This is a genomic window from Vibrio sp. MACH09 (assembly GCF_033238805.1).
In the GTDB taxonomy this organism is placed as follows: Bacteria; Pseudomonadota; Gammaproteobacteria; order Enterobacterales; family Vibrionaceae; genus Vibrio.
Genome location: NZ_BSFZ01000002.1, coordinates 421,587 through 438,523, shown reverse-complemented (window position 1 = coordinate 438,523; position 16,937 = coordinate 421,587). Strand labels below are relative to the sequence as shown.

Below are 16,937 nucleotides of genomic sequence, written 5' to 3'. Positions count from 1 at the left end.
GCAGCCAATATCGCTATTGGCTGCAAAAATCTTATAAGTTAATAGCCGTTTCTAAAGAAACTTTCATCATGTCATTGAATGATTTTTGACGGTCTTCTGAACTCAGTTTCTCACCACGAATGATGTGGTCAGATACCGTTAAGATAGTCAGTGCTTTAGCACCTAGGTCTGCCGCTACGCCATAGATACCAGCCGCTTCCATATCAACACCTAAAATGCCTAGTTTTTCCATTTTTTCGAAAATGTCAGCTTCAGGAGTGTAGAAAAGATCTGCAGAGAATACGTTACCTACTTTTACAGGAACATCTTGAATGCGAGCTTGTTTAACCGCTTCTTCAAGAAGGCCGTAATCGGCGATAGCAGCGAAATCATGATCATTAAAGCGGATACGGTTTACTTTAGAGTCAGTCGATGCACCCATGCCAATAACAACGTCCATTAGTTTTACGTCGTCACGTACTGCGCCACAGCTACCAACACGGATAACGTTCTTAACGCCGTACTCAGCAATAAGCTCATGTACATAGATACAACAAGAAGGGATACCCATGCCGTGGCCCATAACGGATACTTTTTTACCTTTATAAGTACCTGTGTAACCGAACATATTTCTCACATCACACACTTGCTTAACGTCATCTAAGAATGTCTCAGCAATATATTTAGCACGTAGTGGGTCACCTGGCATTAAAACAGTTTCAGCGAAGTCACCTGGTTGAGCATTAATATGAGGGGTTGCCATTTTGATATCTCCAATGTTGTATCAAATTTGATAAGTATACGCCTAACGATAACCAATTATGTTGATGTGGTTATATGGGCTTAATGGCAATATTAGTCGCTATTTTGCGCTTGCTAAGAGATCAAGATCACAAAATTACTCTGGATCTTGTTTTATGGAATTGTTAATAACTGTTTCTGTTTAAACGGAGAAAGCAATCGATTTGCCAAATGTACGCAATAGATTGCGTTAAATATTTTGCTAAGAAATAAAAAATAGTGACACAAAAAAAGAGAGGTAAATCACATAAATTTACCTCTCGAACGAAATGTTTTTAATAAATAAAGATTCTAACGGGCAAAAAATCTTAATTAGAGGTGTGTATACTCAAGTGACCTCAAGATGCAGGATCAAGATTTTGAGGTCACTTGGGTATAGTAGAGGTGTTGGCAGTTATAAATCTCGAATATCGATTAATTCTTCAAGTAACTCGGATAACTGGTTGTATCGATCTTCACCAAACCTTGCTTTTAGTTTTTCGTACTGTTTATCAATATCAACACGCATCTCTTTTACCAGCAGTTCTGCTTTCTCCGTTAGCCGAATATTGACTCGTCGTTGATCAACGTCAGATTTAATTTTGCAGACATAATCTTGTTTCTCTAGGCGGTTAATTATGCCCGTTAAGCTAGGGCTTAAGATGCAGCTCTCTTTGGAAAGCGTTGTAAAATCGATTTCATCATAAGCATGGATTAGTCTCATTACTCGCCATTGTTGTACCGTCACTTCATATTCTGATAATACTGGACGAAAGAAATCAAGAGTGACGTCTCTAGCTTTAATGAGTTGTAATGGTAGTGAGTCTTTAAATTTCGTCATAAATACCTTCGCCTTCCTTTCCTTTTTGCGATGAGATAAATCAATAATTATTTTCTACATTTTTGGTGACTTTACTTCGGTATTCTGATGCTGTCATGTCTGAATACTTTCTAAAAAATCGAGCAAAATACGCAGGATCTCTAAAGCCAAGGTCATAGCCGATTTCAGAGACACTCTTAGAGGTAAACTGAAGTGAGCGGCGTGCTTCCTGCATTTGTCGATCTATTATGATCTTTTTCGATGATAGGCCACTGACCCTGCGGCATATATCATTCAGTCGTGAAACAGAAATACCTATCTTCTCCGCGTATTCTCCTAATGCCCAGTGCTCGATATAGTGCGTTTCCACTAAGTGGTTGAAATTGTGAAAAAGAGTGATATCCACACTGCGATTGGTTTTTTCCGACTTATTTCGAATCCCTAATCGCATCACTTCAATGAGCACCAGTTGCAGCAATGATTGGGTTGCCTTTTCTTGCATCATACCGCTCGAATCTAGCTCCCTTTTTAGGTGCTGTATTAATGAAAGAATAGGGCAATCTTGTACTAATTGAGTACAAAATGGCTTCATTTGATCGACCATTATATTATTTAATCCGCACTCCATGTCCAATAATCGCCAAACAAGTTGTTGCTGAATCGTTAACACATAACCTGACGAGCTCGATTCAGTGACAAATGAGTGAGGCACTGCTGGAGGGGTGAAGAACAGTGTAATTCCTTCATTAGTATAGTGTTTTTCATCTAAGTGAACGTGAGTGCTACCATCAAGTATTATATGTATCTGATAAAATCGATCATGGTAATGCACTGGCATATTTCGACCAAAAAAATTCGCTAGATTGTCCAAGTATTCAAAATGCAGCTCAGAATTAGCATAGCGCTGATCGTACACTTGACCAATATTGATGTTTGGAATTTTCGTAACCACCCGCATTGCTCCTTGTTTTACACAGGTTTGTTAACATTAATGTAAAAATATGCCTAACTTCACAATATTTTCACAAAACAGTTAACATATTAACGAATCCTGTGAAAAGTGCAATTGTTCTCGTGCTTAATCCATTTAATTGCCCGAATGTTAACATGATAATAACAATCATTCGGTAGCCCCAGCAATACTGTTAACAATAAGGGCTAGGATCGTATGATTAAAAGGAAGTAACCATGAAACAAGCAAACCCTCTATTAGAAAAGTTACAGGAAATTTTGCCTACGATTGCTGCTAATGCTGCACAAGCTGAAATCGATAGAATGCCACCTGAAGAAAATATCCGTTTATTAAGAGAGATTAAATTCTTTCGTGCTTTCCAACCAAAAAAATATGGTGGTCTAGAGATTTCACTACCTGAATTTACAGACTGTGTTGCTGCACTAGCAGGAGCTTGCGGGGGGACAGCATGGGGTGCAAGCCTGTTGGCCACTCATAGTCACCAAATGGCAATGTTCTCAGAACAAGCTCAAGAAGAATTTTGGGGAGACAATCCAGATGCAACAGCAAGCAGCAGTATCGCACCATTCGGAAAAACAGAAGAGACTGAAGGCGGCGTTATCTTTAACGGAGATATGCGATGGAGTAGTGGATGCGACCATGGAGACTGGGCCATTCTTGGATTCAACCGCGAAGATGCAGATGGAAACAAAACCTACTGTTTTGGCGTGGTATCAAGAGATGAATACACAATTGTTGATGATTGGTATGCCGCTGGTATGAAATCGAGTGGTACAAAAACCCTATCAATTAAAGATGTTTTCATTCCAGAACACCGTATTGAAACAGCAAAAGGCATGATGGAAGGTAAATCCGCTGGTTTTGGTCTCTATCCAGACAGCGATATTTTTTACACACCTTATCGCCCTTATTTCGCCTGTGGTTTCGCGGCTATTGGTTTGGGTATCGCTGAGCGCATGCTTGAGGTATACAAAACTATTACTCAAAACCGTGTTCGTGCTTATACCGGCGCACGCGTTGGCGCTGCGACACCCGCATTGATGCGACTGGCTGAATCAACCCATCAGGTATTTGCCGCCAGAGCGATGTTAGAGAAAACATGGCAAGATCATAAAGAGCACGGCGAGCGTAAAGAGTACCCAACAGCGGAAACATTGGCTTACTGGCGAACCAATCAAGCGTATGCAGTGAAGATGTGTATTGACTCTGTTGATCGTCTGTTTGACGCCATTGGCGGAAATTGCTGGTTCTCTACCAACGAAGCTCAACGACTGTTCCGTGATTCCCACATGACGGGTGCTCATGCTTATACCGATTATGATATTTGTAAGCAGATTTTAGGCCGTAGTCTAATGGGATTAGAACCTGACCCAACGATGGTTTAGTAGGGCGAACAGCAATTTATTTGCGGTAACATGAAAAGCTCTTCTTTAAAAAAGTAGAGCTTTTTTAATAGGTTAACTGCATCGATGGACATGGTTATAGACTAATGTCTAATAAAGAAAAGTAATGGAATTGTTACAAACTTGATCTTCTTAACATATTAACTAAATTGATAATGGTAGATTGTTAATATGTTATCGGTTTTAACTGGAACATAACAAAATAAACAATTATTAAACCAGCAATACAAGGATGTGTCATGATTAAATCAAAAATCTCTATGGTTGTTAGCGCCGGGTTGCTTCTCCTTGCTTCCACTAGTGCTAATGCCGCGCCAGAGAAGGTTCTAAAAATCAGCTCATGGGCTTCACCAAACCACGGTATTAACAAAGTTGTATGGCCGACGTGGGGTGAGTGGATAAAAGAAGCCACCGAAGGTCGTGTTGAAGTGAAAATTGAGTACGATTTGGCACCACCTCCATCTCAGATAGATGTTGTTACTGATGGCATTGGCGATGTTACTTGGATTTTCCATGGTCATAAAGCGGGTCGTTTTAAATTAACTCAACTGCCTGAAATCCCGACATTCCAGGGTGGTGTAAGCTCTGAGTTAGCTTCAAAAGCGTACTGGAATACCTACGAAAAATACCTAAAACAAGGTAAAGAGCACCGCGGCGTTGAAGTGATGGCGGTTGGTGTGCATGGTCCTGGTCAGTTGATAACAAAAAAGAAAGTTGAAACGTTAAGTGACGTTAAAGGCACAAAAATTCGTGTAGGTGGTGGTGTTATTTCTGATATCGCTAAAGGGATGAAAGTAACGCCTGTGTTTATTTCTACGCCTAAAGTGTACGAATCACTGTCGCAAGGGGTAGTAGAAGGAACTTACTTACCCGTTGAATCACTAAGTAGCTTCCGTTTAGCTGAAGTGGCCAACAACACCTTAATGTTCCCTGGTGGTCTGTACCGCGGAAGCTTCGCGATTGTAATGAACCGCGACGCACTAGCTGACCTTTCTAAGAAAGACCAAGAAGCGATTAAAGCCGTATCTGGTGAGAAACTATCTCGTCTATTCGGAAAAATGATGGATGATTACGATACCAACGCTTACAACAAAGCAAAAGCGAATGGTCACGTATTTACCGATGCTTCTCCAGAGTTAGTTGCAGAAGTGAAGGGAATGACAAAGGGCATTATCGAAGATTGGTATAAAACAGCGAAGAAGCGCAAAGTCGATGGTCCTGCTGCGTTTGATTATTACCAAGAGCAAATCAATAAAGGCTTGTAATTATTATGATAGCTGAGAATGTTTCGATAGCTGTGAGGCGAGGGTTGGAGACCCTTGCTGCGCTCAGCTTGTTTTTAATGATGGGTATTACATTTATCGATGTTTTCGGACGCTATTTTCTAAATTCACCGATTGATGGTTCAACAGAGATGATAGAGGTTCTCCTTGCTGTCATGGTGTTTATGGCTTTTCCTTTAGTATCGTGGAAAGAAGAAAACATCTGCGTAGACTTACTCGATGCCTATTTTCCTGATCGTTGGATAGACCTCCGCCAAGCAGTTATCAACCTTATTTGTGCTGTATCATTAGTTTTAGTGGCCATGATGAACTGGAAGTTAGCTGGCCGCTCACTTGAATATGAAGAAGTGTCTGAGATCCTCGAAATTCCGTTAGGTTATGTCACCTATCTAATTTCTATTACTGGTTTTGCCGGTGGTTTCTTAACCTTGATGAACGCCATAGTGTATTGCGCAAGATTGCCAATTTTTCGCGCTGCAACACCAATTTCAGAAGAAAGGGGTAGTAAATGATTGAATCAATAATTGGTTTTACTGTCCTGATCATAATGGTGTTCTTACGACTACCACTCGCGTTTGCTATGGGTGTAGTCGGCTTTGTCGGGTTTTGGTATATCAATGATTATAACTGGACTGCGGCCATGTCTATGGCTGCGCGTCGAATTATAGATACCGGACAAGACTATGGTTTGTCAGTTATTCCACTGTTTATTTTGATGGGTAACTTTGTTACCAGAGCAGGTTTATCCGCGGAGCTATATAGGGCGTGTAATGCGTTTGTGGGGCACCGTCGGGGTGGTCTATCAATGTCGACTATTTTAGCCTGTGGTGGTTTTTCCGCTATCTGTGGATCTAGCTTGGCGACATCAGCGACCATGTCAAAAGTGGCTATGCCGCCGATGCGTAAATATGGTTATTCTGATGGTCTGGCTGCCGCTTCCATTGCAGCGGGAGGAACATTAGGTATCTTAATTCCGCCAAGCGTTATGCTGGTAATTTACGGTCTACTCACCGAGAGCAGTATTCGTGAACTGTTCGCTGCTGGATTTTTACCGGGATTACTTGGTATTACCTTGTATCTGTTGACGGTTCGCTGGGTTGTATTTCGTTCACCTGAGAGTGCGCCTCCGGGAGAGAGAGCGGACTGGAAAGAGCGCTTTGTTGCTCTAAAAGGTATCTTCTCTACATTAATGCTGTTTGTTTTGGTGATGGGTGGTATCTATGCTGGTGTATTTACACCAACAGAAGCGGCCGGTATCGGCGCGTCTGGTGCATTTTTCCTCGCTTTATATCGAAGAAAACTCAATTACGATGTGTTACGCGATATTTTAGTCGATACGGCGAAGACCTCCGCTTCACTATTTGCCGTTGTAATATGTGCGTTAATCCTGTCGAACTTTGTTAACCGTGCAGGGTTGCCAACCGCACTGATTGAACTGATTCAAGTTGGTGATATTTCGCCTATGATGGCAATGGGCATTATTCTTCTTATTTACATCATTTTAGGATGTGTATTTGAAAGTATGTCTATGATGCTATTAACCGTGCCAATCTTTTTCCCTGTTGTGGTTGAACTCGGTTTTGACCCGATTTGGTTTGGTATTGTGGTGGTGGTAGTAACAGAGATCAGTTTGATTACCCCGCCAGTAGGCTTAAATGTATTTGTATTGTCTGGACTTGTTAAGGACATTAGTACAGGGACTATTTTTAAAGGTATCTTGCCATTTTGGGTTGCGGATATGGTGCGCTTAGCCATTGTCGTTCTATTCCCCGCGGTGGCGTTATTGTTACCGAGTCTTATGTATTAAATGATTCCCTTTGTTCGTGTTTGAGTGTTGCTTTGGACTTCGGTCCAAAGCTTTTTTTGTTTTTGCTCTCTCATTTTTTATATCCCTTACTATGACGTGGATATAAATATTTACTATACTTATGTAAATTAACAATAATTTAACATTTGAAGTAGAGAGAGTAGATGAGACGTTACCTCTTGGTGTTGTTTGCCCTGTTTTCCACTTTTTGTTATGGCAGCAACTTAGTCATTGAATTGCCCAATGGAGAGCGAAATGAGCTCTCATTCGAGTATATTTCCTCATTGCCGAGTAAGTCGGTAAAGACACATTTGCCATGGTTTACTGGCGAAGAGACGTTTACTGGGGTGAGCTTAGAGAGCTTGATCTTGAGTTACCATAATCAAGGTATGCCTAAGACTGTTAACGTTAGGGCACTCAACGACTATGCCATCGATATTAAGGGGGAAGATATTACGGTTTATCAACCTATACTGGCCTACTTAAAAGATGGTAAACGAATGAAAATTCGGGATAAAGGCCCCTACTGGTTGATTTACTCATTAAAGGATCATCCATCTATTGATAACAGCAATTATCATTCTCAAATGGTATGGCAGATAGAGACAATAAAAATAGTTGATAATGACTGATATTGAGAAAATCAAACTGACTCATCCTTATCTGAGAGTCTCCAAAACATTGCTGTTGATATTTGCAGTGGTGTTATTTGTGTTGGATATCATGCTCTACTTTCAAACGGATCGCCTCGCCAAAACCTATACAGAGCAACAAAATCAAGCGACTTGGTTTCTATTTCAATTAAGTAAGGAGTTTTCTGAGCTGGTGGCTCATTCGGATCATATGGATGAAGACGCTAGCCATATTAATGAAGTGCTGCTCAAGTATGAGTTAACGTGGAGTCGATTCGATCTGTTGGTAAATAACCGAGAGTCGGATAGTTTTATGAAAATTGCCGATGCAAAACAATTTTTTAGTCAGTTGTTTACTCAGTTTCAAGAGTTAGAACCCATGATGGAGCAAGTGGCTAATGGCAACCAACAAGTGATTCAAGAATTTTACCAACGAGCAGATGCTTTGCACATCTCAATGATCGATTATATTAATCAAAACTTTCGTGTAGCCAGCCCATTGTATGAAGAGCAGAGGAAAAAAGCGCGGGCATTAGCAACCGCAGACTTCTATTTAGTGTTGGGTATTGTGGTGTGCATATGCTTACTGTTTTATGTGCTCTATAAAGAGTCTGTTTACATAAAGAAGTTAGCACTTACCGACCCGCTTACAGGCTTATTTAATCGACTGGCACTGTTTAGCTTACTAGAAAACTATGACAACGACGCTCAGGATTACACCCTATGTTTACTTGATCTTAATGGCTTTAAACAGATCAATGATGACTTTGGTCATCAAGCGGGTGATGCCGTGCTTATTGAAGTTGCTCGTCGGTTACAGTCCCATTTTCAGCAGCAGTGTTTGGTGTTTAGAATCGGCGGTGATGAGTTTGCACTTGTATTGAAAAAGTCGGTGTGCCAGCAAGGAGAAATTGACCAGTTTTGCTGCGACGTGCTCAACCAGTTTGGCCTGTCATTTAACCACAATGATGTTGACCTCTCTTTTTCTGCCAGTATCGGTTGTGCAAACTTCCCTCAAGACAGCAAAAACATCGATGATTTAGTGCAGATAGCGGATAGAAGAATGTACCAAATGAAACGTGAATCTCAACAAGCTTAAAAATAGCGATTAACACACAAAAGTATGCTGGTAACCACGCGACTTAACCGTTAAAATTCCGCCAAAACCAGTGGCTTGCCACTTTGATCCTTAGTGCATCAATAGGTGCATGATAATACGGAATAGTAAAATGATTGAAAGAAGAGAAACAAAACAGCGCATGAGCCGTGCTGTTATTCATAACAACACTGTTTATTTTTGCGGTCAGGTTGCAAAAGATTCTACCAAAGGCATTAAAGAGCAGACTGAAACCATGCTTGAGAAAGTAGACGAGCTACTTGAAAGTGTTGGTTCATCTCGCGAAAAACTATTGTCTGCAACCATCTATGTAAAAACAATGGATGATTTTGCAGGTATGAATGAAGTGTGGGACAACTGGGTTCCAGAAGGTCACGCTCCTGCTCGTGCTTGTGTACAAGCACAAATGGCGAGAGAAGAGCTGTTAGTCGAAATTTCAGTCGTTGCTGCGGTTTAAATTAAACAGCAAGAACAGCCTTGGGGGATAACTCCTCAGTGCTAAGCTTAATGAGCCTATCCCATAACTGGATAGGCTTTTTTATAGCGGGTTGTTTATTTAAGTCCTGTCGTGCTAATTGCTAATTAAATCAACAACGGCCTTTTTGAGTACCATTAAGCAAGTATCTGTTACTTTTGGTAATAGCCAGCGCGAATGGTGGCTCCGATAAAGTTACACAGAAGTCGCTCTGCATGAATCATCGAGATATTCCCAACGTCGCAGCTCGGGGTGATTTCAACCAGATCCATACCGACGACACGTCCTTTGTTTACCAAGCCATGTATTAACTTGTGCAGCTGAATCCAGTTAAGACCTCCCGGAGTTTGCGCGAGAACCGCAGGCATGATGGTAGGGTCAATACCGTCCGCATCAATCGTGAGATAGTAGGTTGCGTTATCAGGTATGGATTTAAGAACTTCGTTCATCCCGAGATCATGTAGCTGATAAGCCGTTGTAATCGAACAGCCGTGCGCAATCGCATCATTTACTTCTTCCGTTTTGGCGCTGCCAATACCGCGTAAACCAATTTGATGAATAGCAGTGATGTGATCAAGCTCTGAGGCTCGACGTATGACACTTGAGTAGCCATTCTTCTCGCCGTTGATACTGTCCCGCCAATCTAAGTGGGCATCTATGTGAATAAGCACAATATCTTTTTGTAGAACGTCTAGGGCTTTCATTATTGGAATGGGAACACCGTGATCGCCTCCTAAGGTAATTAAGGTCGCGTTGGAAGCAAAGACAGACCGAGCGATTTTCTCCGCATCATCATAATGTTGTTCTGGATTGGCCAAATTAGCTTTAACATTGCCACAATCAACAACTCGAATTTCTTTGCCGTCTAGCAGAGTGCCTCCCAAATCAAAATCGTAATGATTGAGCGTCATCTCTATTTCACTGAAAGTGGACCAGTTTCTTATATGATCAGGTGCAGTGCTTTGATCGTTAGCTTGGCCATCAACACTATAAGACATACCAAAAGGCACACCTAAAATCGCGATGTCAGCAGACAGATTGTCGACGTTGTCCAGTAATGGAAAGTTAAGAAATGTTTGAGGAGTTGTTGTCGGGGCTTGGGTTAAAGGGTTACTCATATCTGATCCTAATAATATAGTTGTAGTGGATTTGCAGAGGTTGAAGCCATGGTTGCAATAAGAAGTGGTTCAAAGAGTAAGAAACTAATGCTGTTAAATAAAACTAAAAAAACTAAACTATCTTTAGGTAAACTAAACATGGATTGAAAATGTTTGATCATAAAGAGCTGGAAACCTTGGTCGCAATTGTTGATGGCCAGAGTTTTGACCATGCCGCTCGTCAGTTAAATGTCTCTGCTGGGGCCGTATCGCAACGGATAAAATCATTAGAAAACCGCATCGGCAGTGCGGTATTGATTCGGAGTACGCCTCCTAAGCCTACGACGACAGGCTTGCAAGTATTGAGTTACGCACGTCGTTTGCTGTTAATTCATAACGAAATGGATATCGCTCTGCATCACCACGCGCAAGAAGGTACGTTGCCGCTAACCATCGCCGTTAACCATGACTCTTTAAGTTGTTGGTTTTTGGAGGTAATAAATAGGCTGAAAGATAACACCCACCTCTCTTTTGATGTTCGTACGTCTAACACGGTGGATACACAAAAACAGTTAAAAAATGGTGATGTCGTTGCCGCTATAACCTCGTGTAATAGCCAAGTAGCGGGATGCAAAACGCGCTATCTGGGTAAACTGGAATATGTGGCAGTCTGCTCGCGTTCGTTCTATCAACGTTATTTCAACTCAAGTATGGCTAAGGCGCAATATAGTAAGGCCCCTGTGGTGGTTTATGATAGAGACGACCATTTAATTGAACGTTATCTTGCCTCGCGGAATATTGATGCTCAGCCTGAAAAAACGCACTATATCCCGAGTTCTCATGTGTTGATGGACGCGGCAATAAAGGGGTTGGGTTGGACAATGTTGCCTCGTGGGCTACTTAATAAACATAGTAGCTCACTGGTGGTCATGGAAGAGTCCCCTTTATATGTTGATTTATATTGGAACACATGGGATCAAGTGTCTGATATTATTGCTGATGTTGAGAATGTTTTGTTGTCTGTTGCAGCCGAAAAGTTGCTAGCGTAGAAAAATAAAGGTGTGTTATGAAGAAGCTCGGTTTGCTGGTATTGCTATTATTGATAACGGTCGTGCTCGCTGGCATTTATCGATTTAATGTAACCAATGACGATATCTATGTTGAGCAATCAGACGGTCAAGTGGTGAAGTATGATGCCATTGATAATAAAAAGGTGATGCTGACGTTATTTGGTGTCGAAACAGACAATCAATGGCGAATTACGCTGCCGCATTCTTATCAAGCGCAATCTCAAGTGGCGGTTACTTTAATGGATATTCGTCAGGATAGTGCGCCGCCTGTGGCGATTGGAAACTATCGAGATGGAGAAGAGGTTGGTCAGGTCGCTGTGGACTATAGCAAAATAACCCCACTTAATTTGAGCAACCGTGATGACCAGATGGTGTTTGTGGTGCCCTTTACTGTGTCTAATCAGGGAAGTGGTGTTTTCTACTATTTGGGGCTGTTTAATCTCAATACCAAGCAATGGCGTATGGAGCAGCTAGACACTCTATTTATCGGTGACAGAGTTATCATTGAATCATTAGCAACGGATGAACCTTTTGATGTCTCTTCTCGTTTGTCTTTGCGATATCTGGAGCATGGCGAAGGGCAGAGTATGGCTGAGCGGGCGAATAAAACCGTTGACCAGTTTATTAAGGTGACTGCAACGAGCTTAACCATGGCTGATCATTAATTGCCAGTCATATTGGTAGGCCGTTATTCTCACTTGACACGATTTGTGCGGTTTTTTCCCTTAATAGCTCCCGAAATGCTATCACTGCTGGGCTAACTTGCTCTCTGCTCGGGCAAATTAAATGCAGCTCAACAGGAGGGGATTGATAGTCTGGTAAAATTTGCACCAGTTTGCCGCTAGCTAGATCTGAAAAGACGTCTATCTGAGATCGGTACGCAATCCCTTTTCCATTAACCGCCCAGCGTCTAACAATATCGGTATCATTACATACTCGATTGCTCTCCACTTTAATCTTGTATGTTTCTGAACTATCCATGTACTGCCAATGGTTAAATAAACGCCCTGCTAATCGGTGAAGTAAGCAGTTGTGTTCTACTAAGTCTTCAGGGTGTGTAGGTGCTCCGAACTTAGAGAGATAGGCGGGGGACGCACAGGTGATTCTACTCATCGTTGCAATATGAAATGAAATCATGGTTGAGTCTTCAGGCTTTCCATAGCGCAACGCCATATCAACTTGATCTAAAAAAAAGTCAGAGAGGGAATCACCAACAGTTAACTCGATTGACAGTAAAGGATGCAGATCGAGCAACTCTTCGATCCAAGGCAGAAGCGTATTGCGCCCTAAGTCGGACGACACTGATAAACGCAGTTTTCCACTGACGGTTCCTTGAGTTTGATGAGCGGCTATTCGACCTTGCTCCAAACTCTCTAACGCTTGGCGACAATGAAACAAGAACTGCTCCCCTTGTGGAGTGATCCTTAACTGTCTGGTTGTTCTGATAATCAGTTGTACATCTAACTGGTGTTCTAGTCTTTTGAGGGCAGAGCTTACTGCCGCAGGAGTGAGACTTAATTGCTTAGCCGTTTCTGTAATGCTTCCTGTTTCTATAATGCGAATGAATAGTTTTAGATCAGATATGTTCATTATTAAATTATTTTTAATAGTATTTAAATCATTAGTGTGTTTTTAGTTTAGTAAAAAGTAACGATAATGTCTCTACCGCTTTTTGTTACTGCGCGTAAAAATATCAATATTTAAGAGGTAGATATGATTGAACAGCAAGTTCCCGCTCAGATACTCGACTATCCATTAACGCTTCCATGTGGTGCTGTTATTAACAATCGACTGGTAAAATCAGCCATGTCGGATTCACTGGCGGATGGTGCAGGAAATCCTACTGATGCTCAGGTTCGGCTTTATGAACGATGGGCAGAAGGAGGAGTTGGATTATCGGTAGTGGGCGAAGTACAAGTTGACCCCAGATTTCCAGAAAAACCTGGAAACTTAGTTTTAGGTGCTCATTCAAACTTGAAGGATTTGCAGCGATTAACCTCTCGGGCATCGGTCAATGGTGCTCACATATGGCCTCAGCTCGGCCATGCTGGTGGACTCTCTTATTTGCCATTAAGCAACCCTACAGGGCCATCGGCGTTAAATATCGGCAGCTTTCAATGTTCGGAAATGTCAGTGGGAGAAATACTTAAGTTAACAGACAGATACGCTAAAGCCGCAATAGTGGCAAAGCAAGCTGGGTTTACTGGTGTGCAGATACATGCCGGCCATGGCTTTCTTCTTAGTCAGTTTTTGTCTCCGTTATTTAATCGTCGAAATGATCCGTACGGTGGTTCTATAGAAGCTCGTAGCCGAATCATTGTAAATATTATTGAGAGAGTTCGGTGTGCGGTTGGCTGTGCGTTTCCTATCGGAATTAAGATCAACTCTTCTGATCAGTTAGAGGGTGGCTTAAGTCAAGAAGAAGCCTTAGAAGTGATTGGTATTTTGGATAAAACATCGCTTGATTTGATTGAGATAAGCGGAGGTTCGTATTTTCCAGGAGCGACCCCGAGTTCTGACAGCGCGTCAAATGGCCCATATTTCGTTGATTTTGCCAACAAGGCTAAGGCATTAACTCGCATTCCGCTGGTGGTTACGGGGGGATTTAAAACCCGAGATCAGGCCGTGGAGAATTTATCTACTGGGATAGTTGATTTCATTGGGTTGGGACGTGCATTGGCACTCAATCCGGACTTAGCAAAAAGCTGGCTAAGTGGACAGGACGTTGTCCCTGAGTTTCCTAAATTTGACGCACCGCCTCAAGGTGGCGTCACAGCTTGGTACACCATGCTGCTCACCGCAATAGCGAATGACAGCGAAGGCGAATTTCCGCTAGATCTATTGTCAGCAATGGTGGCTTACGATAAGCGCGATAAGGCCCGCATTAGCAAGTGGCTGGCTAAATATCAATGATTTCGATGGGATGCAATATTGTGCAAGAAACTTTAATACTAATAAGTCACTCTTTCTCCAGTACTGATTAGGAGTTAGCTATGAGTCTGTTTTTAATTTGGTTAGGTGTGATGTTTCCTCTGGTATTCAGTCCGGGCCCTGCAAACATCGTTTTTGCTGCCTCAGGTGCCAGAGTTGGGGTGAGAAAGTCATTACCACTTTTGGCTGGAATCGATCTTGTTTTTATTATTAAGTCATTAATTATCGGCTTTGGTTTAGGTCAAGCAGTGCAGAACTACTCAAGTTTGATGAATGTTGTCCAGTTAATTGGAGCCAGTTACTTGATTTATTTAGGTATTGGCTTTTTAAAAAGCACAGCTAACACTTCAAAAGAGCAACAGAAAGTATTTAGTTTTACCGATGGTTTGCTCGTTCAGCTTCTTAACAGCAAAGGTTGGTTGATGGTCTTTCTTATGTTCTCTCTTTTTAGCAAACAAGCTCAGAGTGCATTTGGAGAGCAAGGTATTTGGGTTTTAGTCATCTGGCTGGCGATATTGAATATCTCCGTGCATTTGCTGTGGGTGAAGATGGGTTTTTGGTTGTCAAAAATTAGCAGTAGTGAAAACTACGCGAAAGGTTTGAACCTATTTTATGCTGGTTGTCTGATTTTAGTCTCTTTTGGACTGATCGTTAACAATCCAATTTTGATGTAAATGCTGATGGGGTATAGCGCTATCCTTTGTGATAGTTCTGAAACGCCCTTGGAGAGTAACCGGTACATTTCTTAAATGTGGTAGAGAACGTAGCCAAGCTTTCATAGCCTACGTCAAAGCACGTGTCTGTTATGGAGTGACCTCGCTTGAGTAGCTCCTTAGCTTTTGATATACGCATATCTCGCAAGTAGTTTCTAGGTGTTACCCCATATAATTGTTTGAACATTCGGACGTAGTGGAATCGAGACATAAATGCGGCTTTAGCTAAGTCATCTAATTCAACTCGTTCAGAGTAATTCTTCTCCATATACGCTTTCGATTGACGAATAAGCGTGTACTGTTTATCTGGAAGTGAGATATCATTGTACAAACGCTCAAGTTCTTTTTCATAGAAAGTTTTTGGTGCGGATGGCATTTTACGCCTGCGGTTATTAGATGAATATGTTTTATACTAGCACTGAACAAGCAATGGCGTATATTTCAGGCATCATTTCTCATGCCACCTGAAAACACGACTGCGTTACAAGGCTTTTATAGTAGCTGCATTATTTGGATGTAATTACCGCAGGTGTCATCGAATACTGCAATGATGACATTTCCAGCTGGCTTAGGAGTTACTGAGAACTGTACACCAAGCTTGCACAGCCTTTCGTATTCTTCGTTAATGTCATCAACAGAGAATGATGTCCAAGGTATCCCCGCTTCTTTCAAGCTAGTTTGGTACTGCCTAGCCGGCTCGAACGCCATAGGTTCAAGCAACAACTCAACCCCTGATTGTTCCTGTGGAGAGACAACCGTTAGCCATTTATATTCACCAAGAGGTACTTCCGTTTTCTTGATAAAACCTAAAACATTGGTATAGAAATCCAACGCTTTATCTTGGTCCTCAACAGGAACACTTGTTATACAGATTTTCATTCGTCATCACTTTTGTTTGTTCGGAGTAAATAAATGATAGTCAAAGCGAGGCAGCAAAACTTATTCTAGATTGCTTTTTTAAGCTCCTTATCATTATGACTTGTTTATCACCTTATACACTTCTGCGTAGTAATCTTTAATTTTATGCTTTCCATAGGTTGGAGCTGTAAAATCATCTCCCATAACCGTTAGGAAAAACTCAGCAGCTCCCCCCCACTTTTCAGGTAGCTGCTTCATTAAACACAAAGTTAAACGTCTTAACCAATCAGGTAATCGGACAATACTCACTTCTTTATATTGTGCTTCAAACGCAAACTGTGCAATTTGACTCGTGGTTAATACTTCAGGGCCACCAATGTCTAGTTCTTTCACGTTGGAGTGAATAGCTTCAATACAAAATTCAGCGAGGTCTTCACCATGAATTGGGTTTAACTTTTTCGATGAAGAGCCAAACAAGTAGACATGCCCTTTGCTTGCCATGTGATAAATTTCTTCCAAATCAGAGAAGAAGCCACTGGGTCTAATTACACATGGTTGTAGCCTTTTTGAGTTGAGTAGGCGGGTAGAAAACCTCTCTTTAGCTTTCAACATGCGAACATTGGAATATTTTGCTGCATTGAGTGCTGAAATATAGATAAATTTCTCAACGCCTGCTTTTTCTGCCTCTAGCAAAATGTTTAGATTGGCTTGGTAGTCGATATCCATGTATTTCAAACCATCTTGTTGTCGAGTAATACCTAAGCAAGAGATAACGACATCGACACTATTGCAAACGCCTTCAAGTTGTTGCTGACTCGTCACCTGCGCCTCAATAATTTGTGCTTCATTTACGCCGTTTACTAATAACTTTTGTCTGTTTCGAGCCAGTGCAACAAAATCCAGCCGATGTTTTTGTAGTTGTTTAATGATATGCAGGCCTAAGTAGCCAGTTGCCCCCACGACTAGAACTTTTTTCGATGTCATCATATTTTCCTTACC

The 16,937-nt window shown here is 41.6% G+C and carries 19 protein-coding genes; 11 read left to right on the top strand and 8 right to left on the bottom strand.

Annotated features, from left to right (window positions below; all coding sequences use genetic code 11):
- Window positions 1-31: 31 nt before the first annotated feature.
- The 3 genes from deoD to hpaA form a co-directional block, all read right to left on the bottom strand.
- A complete protein-coding gene (gene deoD / locus CHJ_RS17230) occupies window positions 32-742 on the bottom strand; it encodes a purine-nucleoside phosphorylase (protein ID WP_171753305.1) in 711 nt (236 codons plus the stop codon).
- Between the two features lie 432 nt (window positions 743-1,174).
- Window positions 1,175-1,600: a homoprotocatechuate degradation operon regulator HpaR gene (gene hpaR, locus CHJ_RS17225; RefSeq protein ID WP_171753304.1), complete on the bottom strand. Its 426-nt coding sequence runs from the start codon at window positions 1,598-1,600 to the stop codon at window positions 1,175-1,177.
- Window positions 1,601-1,640: 40 nt separating this feature from the next.
- Window positions 1,641-2,531, bottom strand: coding sequence for a 4-hydroxyphenylacetate catabolism regulatory protein HpaA (gene hpaA, locus CHJ_RS17220; RefSeq protein ID WP_411861570.1), 891 nt, complete (start codon window positions 2,529-2,531; stop codon window positions 1,641-1,643).
- Window positions 2,532-2,767: 236 nt separating this feature from the next.
- Between hpaA and CHJ_RS17215 the strand changes: the two genes are divergently transcribed.
- From CHJ_RS17215 to CHJ_RS17185, 7 genes are all read left to right on the top strand, one after another.
- Complete coding sequence (locus CHJ_RS17215; RefSeq protein ID WP_171753302.1) at window positions 2,768-3,937, top strand: p-hydroxyphenylacetate 3-hydroxylase oxygenase component; 1,170 nt, start codon at window positions 2,768-2,770, stop codon at window positions 3,935-3,937.
- Window positions 3,938-4,194: 257 nt separating this feature from the next.
- A complete protein-coding gene (locus CHJ_RS17210; RefSeq protein ID WP_171753301.1) occupies window positions 4,195-5,220 on the top strand; it encodes a TRAP transporter substrate-binding protein in 1,026 nt (341 codons plus the stop codon).
- A 5-nt stretch (window positions 5,221-5,225) separates the two neighbouring features.
- The gene (locus tag CHJ_RS17205; RefSeq protein ID WP_171753300.1) at window positions 5,226-5,750 is read left to right on the top strand and encodes a TRAP transporter small permease; all 525 of its coding nucleotides are present in this window, start codon (window positions 5,226-5,228) and stop codon (window positions 5,748-5,750) included.
- On the top strand, window positions 5,747-7,045 hold the full coding sequence (locus tag CHJ_RS17200) for a TRAP transporter large permease (protein ID WP_171753299.1): 1,299 nt from the start codon (window positions 5,747-5,749) through the stop codon (window positions 7,043-7,045). The genes CHJ_RS17205 and CHJ_RS17200 overlap by 4 nt, the downstream gene beginning before the upstream one ends.
- Window positions 7,046-7,209: 164 nt before the next feature.
- Complete coding sequence (locus CHJ_RS17195) at window positions 7,210-7,677, top strand: oxidoreductase (RefSeq protein ID WP_171753298.1); 468 nt, start codon at window positions 7,210-7,212, stop codon at window positions 7,675-7,677.
- On the top strand, window positions 7,670-8,776 hold the full coding sequence (locus CHJ_RS17190) for a GGDEF domain-containing protein (RefSeq protein WP_171753297.1): 1,107 nt from the start codon (window positions 7,670-7,672) through the stop codon (window positions 8,774-8,776). Before CHJ_RS17195 ends, CHJ_RS17190 begins: the two co-directional genes overlap by 8 nt.
- Before the next feature lie 130 nt (window positions 8,777-8,906).
- Window positions 8,907-9,251 (top strand): RidA family protein, encoded by a 345-nt coding sequence (locus CHJ_RS17185; protein WP_171753296.1) that lies wholly within the window; start codon window positions 8,907-8,909, stop codon window positions 9,249-9,251.
- A gap of 170 nt (window positions 9,252-9,421) precedes the next feature.
- Here the strand turns inward: CHJ_RS17185 and CHJ_RS17180 are convergent, their stop codons facing one another.
- Window positions 9,422-10,387 (bottom strand): agmatinase, encoded by a 966-nt coding sequence (locus CHJ_RS17180; RefSeq protein ID WP_317918418.1) that lies wholly within the window; start codon window positions 10,385-10,387, stop codon window positions 9,422-9,424.
- Window positions 10,388-10,536: 149 nt separating this feature from the next.
- On the opposite strand from CHJ_RS17180, the gene CHJ_RS17175 reads away from it, so the two are divergent.
- Together CHJ_RS17175 and CHJ_RS17170 are read left to right on the top strand one after the other, a co-directional pair.
- Window positions 10,537-11,415, top strand: coding sequence for an ArgP/LysG family DNA-binding transcriptional regulator (locus CHJ_RS17175; protein ID WP_317918417.1), 879 nt, complete (start codon window positions 10,537-10,539; stop codon window positions 11,413-11,415).
- Between the two features lie 17 nt (window positions 11,416-11,432).
- Complete coding sequence (locus CHJ_RS17170) at window positions 11,433-12,101, top strand: hypothetical protein (RefSeq protein WP_317918416.1); 669 nt, start codon at window positions 11,433-11,435, stop codon at window positions 12,099-12,101.
- A gap of 7 nt (window positions 12,102-12,108) precedes the next feature.
- Here the strand turns inward: CHJ_RS17170 and CHJ_RS17165 are convergent, their stop codons facing one another.
- A complete protein-coding gene (locus tag CHJ_RS17165; RefSeq protein ID WP_317918415.1) occupies window positions 12,109-13,026 on the bottom strand; it encodes a LysR family transcriptional regulator in 918 nt (305 codons plus the stop codon).
- A gap of 123 nt (window positions 13,027-13,149) precedes the next feature.
- On the opposite strand from CHJ_RS17165, the gene CHJ_RS17160 reads away from it, so the two are divergent.
- Together CHJ_RS17160 and CHJ_RS17155 are read left to right on the top strand one after the other, a co-directional pair.
- Window positions 13,150-14,349: an NADH:flavin oxidoreductase/NADH oxidase family protein gene (locus tag CHJ_RS17160; protein ID WP_317918414.1), complete on the top strand. Its 1,200-nt coding sequence runs from the start codon at window positions 13,150-13,152 to the stop codon at window positions 14,347-14,349.
- 80 nt (window positions 14,350-14,429) lie between these two features.
- The gene (locus tag CHJ_RS17155; protein WP_317918413.1) at window positions 14,430-15,041 is read left to right on the top strand and encodes a LysE family translocator; all 612 of its coding nucleotides are present in this window, start codon (window positions 14,430-14,432) and stop codon (window positions 15,039-15,041) included.
- A 19-nt stretch (window positions 15,042-15,060) separates the two neighbouring features.
- On the opposite strand, the gene CHJ_RS17150 is transcribed toward CHJ_RS17155, so the two are convergent.
- From CHJ_RS17150 to CHJ_RS17140, 3 genes are all read right to left on the bottom strand, one after another.
- Window positions 15,061-15,456 carry a helix-turn-helix domain-containing protein gene (locus CHJ_RS17150; RefSeq protein ID WP_317918412.1) on the bottom strand — a complete coding sequence of 132 codons (396 nt, stop codon included), beginning with the start codon at window positions 15,454-15,456 and terminating at the stop codon, window positions 15,061-15,063.
- A 116-nt stretch (window positions 15,457-15,572) separates the two neighbouring features.
- Window positions 15,573-15,959 carry a VOC family protein gene (locus CHJ_RS17145; protein WP_317918411.1) on the bottom strand — a complete coding sequence of 129 codons (387 nt, stop codon included), beginning with the start codon at window positions 15,957-15,959 and terminating at the stop codon, window positions 15,573-15,575.
- Between the two features lie 93 nt (window positions 15,960-16,052).
- The gene (locus CHJ_RS17140) at window positions 16,053-16,925 is read right to left on the bottom strand and encodes an SDR family oxidoreductase (protein ID WP_317918410.1); all 873 of its coding nucleotides are present in this window, start codon (window positions 16,923-16,925) and stop codon (window positions 16,053-16,055) included.
- Window positions 16,926-16,937 lie beyond the last annotated feature (12 nt).